The 7,029-nt window shown below is 54.7% G+C and carries 6 protein-coding genes; 5 read left to right on the top strand and 1 reads right to left on the bottom strand.

Features of this window, described 5'->3' with window-relative positions:
* Window positions 1–363 precede the first annotated feature (363 nt).
* The 5 genes from VR74_RS06000 to VR74_RS05980 all read left to right on the top strand — a co-directional run bounded on the left by VR74_RS06000 (window position 364) and on the right by VR74_RS05980 (window position 6,752).
* Window positions 364–1,668: a metallophosphoesterase gene (locus VR74_RS06000; RefSeq protein ID WP_299949695.1), complete on the top strand. Its 1,305-nt coding sequence runs from the start codon at window positions 364–366 to the stop codon at window positions 1,666–1,668.
* Between the two features lie 95 nt (window positions 1,669–1,763).
* Window positions 1,764–2,762 carry a GTPase-associated system all-helical protein GASH gene (locus VR74_RS05995; RefSeq protein ID WP_366462229.1) on the top strand — a complete coding sequence of 333 codons (999 nt, stop codon included), beginning with the start codon at window positions 1,764–1,766 and terminating at the stop codon, window positions 2,760–2,762.
* Complete coding sequence (locus tag VR74_RS05990) at window positions 2,759–3,811, top strand: hypothetical protein (protein ID WP_299949693.1); 1,053 nt, start codon at window positions 2,759–2,761, stop codon at window positions 3,809–3,811. Before VR74_RS05995 ends, VR74_RS05990 begins: the two co-directional genes overlap by 4 nt.
* Window positions 3,808–4,671 carry a hypothetical protein gene (locus VR74_RS05985; RefSeq protein ID WP_045695160.1) on the top strand — a complete coding sequence of 288 codons (864 nt, stop codon included), beginning with the start codon at window positions 3,808–3,810 and terminating at the stop codon, window positions 4,669–4,671. The genes VR74_RS05990 and VR74_RS05985 overlap by 4 nt, the downstream gene beginning before the upstream one ends.
* The gene (locus tag VR74_RS05980; protein WP_045695158.1) at window positions 4,668–6,752 is read left to right on the top strand and encodes a hypothetical protein; all 2,085 of its coding nucleotides are present in this window, start codon (window positions 4,668–4,670) and stop codon (window positions 6,750–6,752) included. Before VR74_RS05985 ends, VR74_RS05980 begins: the two co-directional genes overlap by 4 nt.
* A 127-nt stretch (window positions 6,753–6,879) precedes the next feature.
* Here the strand turns inward: VR74_RS05980 and VR74_RS21535 are convergent, their stop codons facing one another.
* Window positions 6,880–7,017: a DUF3363 domain-containing protein gene (locus VR74_RS21535; RefSeq protein WP_366462231.1), complete on the bottom strand. Its 138-nt coding sequence runs from the start codon at window positions 7,015–7,017 to the stop codon at window positions 6,880–6,882.
* Window positions 7,018–7,029: the final 12 nt, after the last annotated feature.

Raw genomic sequence — 7,029 nt, 5'->3', positions numbered from 1 at the left:
GATCTGCCAGAAGAGGTTCGTGCCATGTTTCATGACACAGAACCTGACCAATCATCGCCTCAGTCTCCAGAGAGGGAATTGGGGGAAATATGTAGGGTATTCTGAAGGTTTGGGAACGGCCGAGTGGACGGGGTGAAGTTCCGGGAAATATTTGTTGGTGCGAAGAACCCGGTAAGCAGCAGAGACAGCCCTACCGGGGGAAGCCGACGATGCGCGGTAAAAATTTGCAACTCATGGCCATTTCTTGTTTAATCAAGGCATTTGGGAGGTATGTGCATTTATTGGCAATCGATCAACGCGAGATTGAAATAGTAAAATCCTAGAATCGTACCATGTGTTATGTTTATAAAAATTGGGGGTTCTATGCTCGCGCTGCACTTATCGGATATTCACTTTCGTCACCCCCAATGCGGTGGCATAGACCCTGAGCGGGTTTACCGGGCAGAGCTTGCGCAACATGCTGCCGAACAAGTTGCGCGTCTCGGACCTGTTTCCGCAATCTTTGTAACTGGAGACATTGCATATCGCGGTCTGCCTGAGGAATACGAAGCGGCGAGCGCGTGGTTCGACGAAATCGCCGTGAAGGTCGGTTGTCGACCTGACGATATATATGTGGTGCCAGGCAATCATGACGTTGATCGTACGGCGTTCAGTGATCGACAGGTCCGCCTTACAGTGGAGGCCGTGGCGCAAGCTACGACCGAAAATAGACGCGAACGCGCGCTCATGGACACTCTGCATGACCCCGAGAGCGCGAAAAATCTGTTTGCTTCAATCGAAGCATATAACGCATTTGCCGCCCAATACGATTGCAATGTCCATTCTCGACGCCCCTACTGGGAGCGATATTTCCCCCTGACGGAAGGTGCGGCGCTTTATGTACGTGGTCTGACATCGACCTTTATTTCTGGTATCGCCGGGACCGATGACCGCCGCAGCCTTTATTTGAGTGCGCTGCAAACCGGAATCGAACCTCTAGACGGCGTCATCAATCTGGCAATGTTACACCATCCATTAGACTGGTTTTCTGATATGGATAGCGCTGAGCCAAGATTACTTGGGCGTCCCGGCGTTGTCTTGTGTGGGCACAAACACACGCAATGGCTGCAGGGGCATAATGGTGGAGCGCTATTCGTCAGAGCAGGATCCGTTAATCCTGAACGGGACGGTTTACTTTGGGCGCCTGCGTATAATTTCATCGAGTTCAACGTAGAGGAACAAGATAATCGCAAGGACGTACGTGTGCGGACGTGGCAATATGACTATCAAGCCCAAGGCGAGGCTTTCCGATTGAGGACGCATCGGCTGGACGGACTAGTTCAGGACTATTTCGATCATCGCGTGACGCTGCGGGGAGAATGGAGGCCCAAGGGCAAAATCGGACATGCGATTGAGGTCAACGCCGACGCACCGGCGGACTGTGCGTCGATAAATGACATCGAGGAGTCGGTTATGGCGGCACCCCAGACAAGACAGATTAACCGACGATTCTGGCGTCTCGCGCATTCGGAGAGACGCTCAATCATGGTCGGTCTTGGCAAATGGCCACCCGACACGCCCGTTGAAAACGAGTACGCTGTATTCCGAGCAGCGATCGTGGCTCTAGCCAAGGAACAGAAATTAGGTGCGTTGGATGAGGCCATTCAGATCGCCGAGCAAGAGGAATAATAATTATGGAGATGCATGAGAGTTTCGGTCCCTGGATTAGGTCAATTGATCCGACAGGCAATACAGAAGGCCTAACTAATCGGTGGAGCGGAACCGTGGCGACCGTGAAGGCGCTGGATGTCGAGGTCATCGATCACCTCGTTCGCCGACACTATGGGCTCAATACTACGGGTGAGGTCGGTGCGGACGTCTTCGAGAATGCACACAAAATTGCCAATCCGTTTCTAGAAATCGATCGTGCGGCGAATGAACTGAGACTTCTGGCCTCCGCCTGCCTCGCAGTTATCCTCGATTCGGATATGGATTGGAGCGATCATGCCGCGATGGCTGTCATGGCCGCCGATCTGGGCGGTCGCCGGGATGGGCAAGCCACGATTGACTTGCGTGAACGTGCTAGGCGCCGTGCCGCACAGTCAGGTGAAGCGTTGCGACGTCGTAGGCCCATAAGCACAGCGATGAGCAACGCCAGTGGGAAATTCGATTTTGTTGAAAAATTGACAGCGGAAGGTGGGTTGGACGACCATGAAACGGCAACAGTGGTTTTGTCGGACATCGCTGCGAAGATAACAATGGAATTGACAAAAGCGCGGCGTGAAGCACGCAACGCTGTTGTGGCATTGATCGAACATATCGACATGAAGGATGAGGAGCTGGAACTTCTCTGGTGGGTCTTCAACGAAGCGAGCGAGACCCGCGACAAAGCCTTCAAAGCGCTCAAGCCGGCTGAACGCGGCTTGGTTGCAGGCGTTGAATTGGCGAAGAAACTGCGGCTGTTACCAGGGCCTACTTCGACGCCAGCGCTGCTGGCGCGCATGGGAGTGAGCGCAAAAACCGCGCACGCCTTGACCAGTGCTGTCGATGCCTGCGACTCAGACTGGATTCGGACCTTGAACCTAGTGGATGTGAACGCTCTGACGCCAGTCCATGCAGCGCTGGCCGAGCGTTTGCGAGTAGGCAAGACAACTAAGTGGGCGGTTGGTTGGTCCAGTGTCGCGCAATGCGACGTTGAGCTTGAATTCCCTGAACATGGACTTGCAGTTCAGTCGTATCTGGAGGCAGTCTATCTGCGCTCCCGGGCGGATAGGCAAGGATGAGCCAGAGCGAAGCGACCATCACGTGCGGTAACGCCGACTGTAAGGTAAGCGAGACAGGCACTTGTATCGACGGCCACTCCGTGCCGGCTTCTTGTCCGCTTTACGGGCGCAAGCCGCCCTCAAGCGACGAGACAATAATTGATGAGGTTACTGAACCGTCCTTGTCTCCCCCTGCTGAACGAATTGAAAAACCAAGACTGGTCAGAGTTGCACGCGGCGAGGCGCTCAATCTTCGAGAGATGGGGGCGCTGCTGAGTGAACGTCCGGCGCGCATCATAAGCATCGTCGGACCAGTTGATGCTGGGAAGACGTCATTGATTGCTTGCGCCTACGACCTGTTTCAAAGCGCAGCCATGGCTAATTTGAGATTTGCCGGATCGACAACATTGCTCGGTTTTGAACGGATTTGCCATTTGGCGCGTGCAAGTTCTGAAGCGCCAGAAGTGACGGGCGAGCGTACGCCTGTGGATTCCGATCCCTTCTTTTTTCATTTGGGAGTTCAAGATGGGGGGATCCGACGCGACTTGCTTTTTGCTGACCGGTCGGGCGAGCTCTACGAAGGTGTATCCGACCAGCCGAGTCGCGCCGATCAATTAATCGAATTATCGCAATGCAGCGTGCTGACCTTGCTGATCGATGGTGCTGGCTTATGCTCTCCGACTCGGCGGCATGCTGTAATTTCTGAAGCGCGTCAGTTTTTGAGCAGCATATTTGAGCGGGGTACGCTGTCGCGAGACGCCCATTTGCTTATTGTGTTGAGTAAGATTGATCTTGTCGAGGCTTCTGGCGAGGCCGACGCCTTGCGGAGCGCCTTTGATGTGTTTTTTGAGGAGGCGTGCGCGGCTTATCAGTCAAGAGTTGCCGGTATGCAAGCCATGAAAGTTGCAGCCTCCCCTGCAGGACCTGGGACGCCGCGCGGGTTTGGCGTTGAAGCGTTGCTGCGGATATGGCTGGCGGGGGGGGATTTGCGAGAGCACCTAGCTGATTCCCAGTTGCGCCGTGCATCGCGCACGATGTGCCGCTTCGGGGCACAAGGAGACGGGGAATGAGTAACGGATCCGTAGTCGTCTGCGGTCTACCTGCGGCCGGCAAAACTACCTATCTTGCTGCGCTTTGGGAAGTTCTACAGGATGGTGGCCCTAGCACACAGCTTCAAATGGCGTCGCGTGACCACGACGATTACCGCTATGTACGTAAAATCCATAAGAGGTGGATCGAAGGTGTTCGCCAAGAGCGGACCGAGGGGCCCGATCGTGAGGCCGTTGGATTGGACATGACAGACGGGACGGGAGGAGCATTCACGCTGCGATTTCCGGATCTTGGTGGCGAAGTGTTCACGCAGCTCTGGGAGGAACGCACATGCGATACCGAGATTGCTGACATGCTCAGTACTCGACGGGGCGTTATGTTGTTTGTCCATGCCGATAAGATTACGCAACCACGTCATCTGATAGATGAACTGAATGATAGTGCCGAAATGGGCGATGCCACTTCAATCGGTGAAGCGCTTCCGTTCGCGCCGAGGCTTGCCCCGTGCCAGGTGAAAATAGTTGATTTGCTGCAGATGATGACATCCAGACATATCAACGCCCCACCAGGAAATTTGGCTATCATTCTTTCGGCTTGGGACAGGGTGTCGGTGGGGGATCTGACCCCGGAGCAACACCTTGCTACGCAAATGCCACTACTTGACCAGTATCTTAAGGCAGGTGGGGATGGCTGGCGTCCGGCGATTTTTGGAGTCAGCGCACAGGGTACGGACTACGTGAAGAGAGAGCATCCCGGCGATCTGCCTCAGTCTCTTGTTGATATTTGCAAATTGCGCAAACCCCATGAGCGCATCCGCGTTGTCTCGAATTGTGTCGAAGACCACGATCTGACTCGACCCATCGCATGGGTCGTTTCATGAAAGAAAGGCCCCAAACGGTCGGAATTAATCAAGCGCTATACGGCTATGACAGCGGCCATCGCGAGCTTGCATCATCCTTATCGCTTTCGATAGACGACAAGCACGCCATGCTAGTCTTCACCGACCGGGCCGCCCCAATGCATGATATGCCAGCAAGGGGCTATCTGGTGGGGTTTCCGCTCAAGGATGCTGGAGCTTACGCCTTGGTACGGACCTGGCCGGCTCCGGAAATGGATCGTCCTGGCAGTGTTTGGTCGCATGCACTACTTATCGACTTTGCATTGATGGCGCAGGTGCCAGATCTGTCCATCTTTAGAGCGTATTTTCGGAGACCTGAAGGGCCATCAGCAGACCTGAGCACCTACCGGACAGTCGAACCCGCTTTTTTTCAGCAAAAGCTGATGGGCGGAATCGGTCCTAACGAAGAGGCCGCCGCTACACTTATCCACGCGCTCTACGCCGATACGAATGGTCCGGCGCAAATGGATGTGTCTCATGTATCGGCTCCGGAAGATCTAGTTTTTGCACTTTGGTCCCAACAATGGCCACGTCTCCGGCGCGGCTTCAAATTCTGCACATTTTGTGATTTGAATAAGACTGATCGGTTCTCATCCTTTGACCTACAACTGTTTAACGACAAGCGAGTTGGACAGCGCTCCGCGTATGTTCTTGACACACTACGCAGTCGCGTCGGGGGAGAGGACGCATCTTGGATAAGCGTTGCGCTCGAAGATTTGACCGGCGAGAGTTATGGATTGCGCGAATTCCTTAAAACAAAAGCAAGCGACGTGAGCGATGGGCGGCGTCATTTCCGCCGACTCTGTGAAATCTATCGGGATTTGACGAAACAAAACAGCGGAGCGGCTCTCGCGCGAGCTGTAACGCACACCTTGGAGGCGTTTTCTAACCAGGAAGGTCGTTTGCTTCGTGAGGAAGTTGTTCGCGCTGCCGTTAACCGTGGTGGGGATCTGCCCATTGCGACACTAAAGACCGTGCTCGTGTCGATTGACCGATCTGGATTGTCGCTGTCCCATGAAACTGTGGTTTCACTGGGGAAATTAATATGGCGGCGGATGCCAGCCCTCTTCCTTTCCGAGGACACGCCGTCCGTCTTCTTTAACTCATTGGAAGAGATTCTTCCGGGCTTGGATGAGGAGGCGATTGTTAAGGGTCTGGAGGTTGCTTCAGCGCTATCGGCTAGAGTGTTGCCACTTGCGACAAGCGTGTTCGCCAGCGAAAGGGCTTGGGCGTCTTCAATTGCGGAAAGTATGCTTCGCGAGGTGTCGGCCTTGAGCGAAGTTTTCGAAAAGACCGGCATTGAGAACAAAGTCATCGCAGCGTTCTGCCAAGCGGCGCCGGAGGCGCTTGCCGAAGAAGCCGCCTCTAGTTTTGACAAGCGCGGACTGATCGCTGCATTGGCCGCCGCGCCGGAACTGTTGGAGACGAGAGCCGGTCGGAAGCTGTCGATCGAGCTGATGAGTTCCAGCGCGGCCACAGAATTTATCAATGCACTTGCCCGGCCTCCTGTGGCGTCGGTCGATATCTCCCTGCTGACGGTTTGGGCTGATCTCGTCCAACCACTTGGGTTCGACCGAGATCGCAATTCGACTAGCAACGACCCTTGGCTGGCTTTGGCTGAGAACTCAAGCCAATCACGCGAGGAGTCCGATGGTGCGCTCCGACTCGCATGTTGGATTCTGCGTCGTGGCTTGCGGTTGGAGCGCGACGACGCTGCCGCGTCGCTCAGCTTTGCGCTCGACCCAATATTCTCTGCGGTTTTGAGCGGTCGGATGCCAACCCAAGACGCGCTCCTCTTCCGCGCCGATCTTGTGAGCGTAGACTGGTGGGATTGGGTCACCGATGCCGACCGGATAATCCAAACAATCGCTCGCAAAGCACGTCATTCCGGGTTCACAATTGAACAATTCGTGGGTTTGACTAAGTCCGACGCGCTTCTTCGGTCCTTAGTTTCTTCGTTGTCCTACAAGTATAAGGGCCGGAAATATCTTGACCGGTTGAAGGACGAGTACGGGCTGGCTTCAGAAGAAGCGGTTGAACGTTTTGAGCGTGTAATGTCCTGATGCTGCAATCGGACGGGATGCTTCCGCGCTTCGGCGAGCGGAAGTGGATAGGCTCAGACAAGTATTGACAGACAATCGCTGCGTTTGAAAATATATAGCCTCGTAAAGAAAGTGTGCGCAATCCGGATCAATCTTCCATTCCAATCCCGCGCCCAAGCGCCCACGAAATCCGCCCCCCGCGTACGACACCCGACACCGCCATCCCGCGCCGCTGTTCAAGTACCTGCCGCCAAGGCACAATCGTAAAATCCCGCTGACGCTCAATGACCGCAAACTT

Source organism: Hyphomonas sp. BRH_c22, from assembly GCF_000961795.1.
Classification (GTDB): Bacteria; Pseudomonadota; Alphaproteobacteria; order Caulobacterales; family Hyphomonadaceae; genus Hyphomonas.
Note: the sequence above shows the minus strand (reverse complement) of the source record. Positions and strands in the feature narration are given on the sequence as shown.